At 58.6% G+C, this 2,961-nt stretch carries 1 protein-coding gene, 1 pseudogene and 1 other annotated feature; of the genes and pseudogenes, one reads left to right on the top strand and one right to left on the bottom strand.

Annotated elements, in window-relative coordinates; translation table 11 throughout:
• Window positions 1-567 precede the first annotated feature (567 nt).
• On the bottom strand, window positions 568-1,320 hold the full coding sequence (locus KVT39_RS36235; RefSeq protein ID WP_306795627.1) for a type III secretion system effector phosphothreonine lyase: 753 nt from the start codon (window positions 1,318-1,320) through the stop codon (window positions 568-570).
• 225 nt (window positions 1,321-1,545) lie between these two features.
• On the opposite strand from KVT39_RS36235, the pseudogene KVT39_RS36240 reads away from it, so the two are divergent.
• Window positions 1,546-2,288: pseudogene (locus KVT39_RS36240) on the top strand (IS3 family transposase); the annotation flags it as partial.
• Window positions 1,827-1,943, top strand: a sequence feature (AL1L pseudoknot). It overlaps the preceding pseudogene by 117 nt.
• Window positions 2,289-2,961: the final 673 nt, after the last annotated feature.

A 2,961-nucleotide genomic window follows, 5' to 3' on the forward strand; every position in this document is an offset into this window, starting at 1 on the left:
CATTCGATCACGTCGCCGGTTGATCACCGTCCGAACAGGGTGGGGAATTTTACTTCGACACTTCTGGGGAAATTACGACCGAGGTTGACAACCGGCATGATATAGCCGGTGCCTCATGGTCCCGCGCCGAGCGGTTCGAGCGTATGGTGTGACCATCCGGGACAAGGGGCACTGGGGAGCGCTTCGGGTGGGCAGGCCGTTGTTACACGTTGAGCCGCGAGCTCGTGTTAGTAGTTGGCCGCCCCTGCGACCCGCCCGGTTGCGCTGCGAGCGCGAATCCGTAGCTGTCGTGCTGTCCCACCGGCTCCCGACAGTGATTTGAAACGGGAGACGGTTATGCGAATCGTAGGGTTCGATGTTTCGCGCTCCGTGGCCGAGATCGCGTACCTGGAACATGGCGCGCTGCATGCCGGCGGCCGAACCGGGTTGCGATACGACCAACTGGAACACTTTGTAAGCGATCCACGAACGACGCCCCTCAGAGCACGACACGAGGTTCTGTTCACATTTTCACGAAGTGCGCAATCGCATAGGCAAGAGACGCATATACGGGGCGGTCCTTGGGACTTATTCCGTGATCAACCGATAGAACGGCTCGGCGCGTAAGGCTTCACTTTGCGCTTCGCTGCCATTGCGCTCGCTGCGCAGCTCGTTCCGATAGCTGACGTACTGCCAATGCTCCGGGCGCACATCGGACTCCGGGTGTAGTCCCGGCGTAATTCCGTGCTTGGACAATTCCAACTCTAAACGCTCGACAAAATGCCGCACTTTATTTAGTGCCGCCGCACCATACTGCGAGTCATCCCCGTCCGGTTTTACATACAAGGTGAACTGTGCACCCAAACTGACGCGAGCTTGATGGTCGGTTCGATCAATATCTGTCACCTTCCACTTGTCGACTGGGCTGCATTCGGAGAATAGCAACCCGGTCAGAGCCTGGAATGCCTCTGGCACCTGCTCTCGCTGCACGCTGATGTGAAATTTGTCCCCAGCAAACTCACCTAAGCATTTCGGTTGTTCGCGACGGGCATGCATGAAAGCGTCGAGGCCGGTGTTCTCTATCATGAAACCGTGACTCATAGAGGCAAAACCGCCCTGACGCATTCCTGCATAGTCTGGAGCATGCAAAGCTCTCCCGAAGTCCGGTGGCAGAAGCGCGTGCATCTGTTGGCGCAAAATTTCCCTATTGGTGCACAAATGGTCCAATGTCGATTGCGCTCTCGTCTTGACGACAGGCGTCACATTCAAAGGGGCGAGATTGAGCTTAAGGTTTGGTCGGATAGGCATGACAGAAGAGCAGTGAGCATGGATGCTACACATTGCACATCATGGCGCACTGTCCCGTCTTTCAAAAATCAACCAATGATGTTGATTTTCATGTGCCTCCGTACGCCGTCTCCGCGGTCGCGCTACTTGATCAGCTCGTCAAACACGCAGCACGGACTGCAAAAATGCCATCCCTGTCGCGCGGTCTCATCAATCTCGCACAAATCACTGAACCGCCCCGAGTTTTGTGGAGGCTCCAACTCTTGAGAGAATGGAGCCATGAACAAGAAGCCAAGCAAGTTTTCCCCGGAAGTCCGAGAGCGCGCGGTGCGCCTGGTGCGCGAGCAGCGTAGCGAACATCCGTCGATGTGGGCGGCGATCGAGTCGATTGCGGCGATGATCGGCTGCACACCGCAGACACTGCATGAGTGGGTCAAGCGCGACCAGGTCGACCACGGTGAGCGCGATGGCGTGACCACAGACGAGCGCGAGCGCCTCAAGGCCTTGGAGCGCGAAGTCAAGGAGTTGCGTCGTGCCAACGAGATTCTCAAGGTCGCGAGCGCGTTTTTCGCCCAGGCGGAGCTCGGCCGCCGTTTCAAGTCCTGAAGGCCTTCATCGATCAGCATCGCGACACCTTCGGGGTCGAGCCGATCTGCAAGGTCTTGCGGATTGCCCCGTCGGGTTACCGACGCCATGCCGCGCAGCTTCGTGATCCATCGCGGCGCTCTGTTCGCGCAATCCGCGATGAACGTCTGCGGCCGGAGATCAAGCGTGTGTGGCAGGCCAACATGCAGGTCTACGGCGCGGATAAAGTCTGGAAGCAAATGAACCGGGAGCGTATCGCGGTGGCGCGCTGCACGGTCGAACGTTTGATGAAGCAACTGGGTTTGCGCGGCGTGATGCGAGGCAAGCGTGTTCGCACGACTGTTCCTGATGCCATAGCCCCGCGCCCGCTGGATCGGGTCAATCGCCAGTTCAAGGCGGCACGGCCGAACCAGCTTTGGGTTTCTGACTTCACCTACGGTACGCCCAGCCAGCGTAGCCCGCCCGTACGGGGGTGAAGCTGCTTGAGCATGTTTGGAATGCAGGACCCGGAGGAGTTGACGTTGCAGTACCGGGGCATGCTCTTCCTCTGCTGCGAGAGGAAGTGAGCCGAAGCGGCGGTGACTTGCTGACACTGGCAAGGTGACGTAGTCCGTGGGAAACGGGGCTTGCGGCGAAGCGGTTACGCCAAGATGAGCCTCCAGGCTGAGCATGGGACGGTTGAGGAACACGAACCTGTTAAACCGCATCTGAGGGTTGGAATGTCACCCCTGCCCACACCGCTTTACGGGCAGGACGCGAACTGGCGCCGGTCACACGTATGGCCCGGCGGCACGAATGCCGATTGGATATGTAAGCTGGTCAGCATGGGACCACGGGGAGCGCGCAGCTAGACCGTGGTGTTCGCGACGACTTGCGGCAAGCAAGGGTAAAGACTGCGACAGGCAACCTTGCCCATGCGTTGAGTCCAGCATGTGAACTGGGGAAGGTCTGCACGGATGCCAAGGGAGTGTGCCCCCGATGACGTGCAGACTGGCGGAGCCTCCGTAGTAGTCCGAGGTCGGGAAAGCCGGCTACATGGCGAAGGGAGGCAGTTGAAGTGGTTTGCTTGGTTAATTAGCTGACCATAGAGAGGTGAAGACCTTTGATAAT

The sequence above is a fragment of the Burkholderia sp. GbtcB21 genome, assembly GCF_019091065.1.
Taxonomy (GTDB): domain Bacteria; phylum Pseudomonadota; class Gammaproteobacteria; order Burkholderiales; family Burkholderiaceae; genus Burkholderia; species Burkholderia pyrrocinia_C.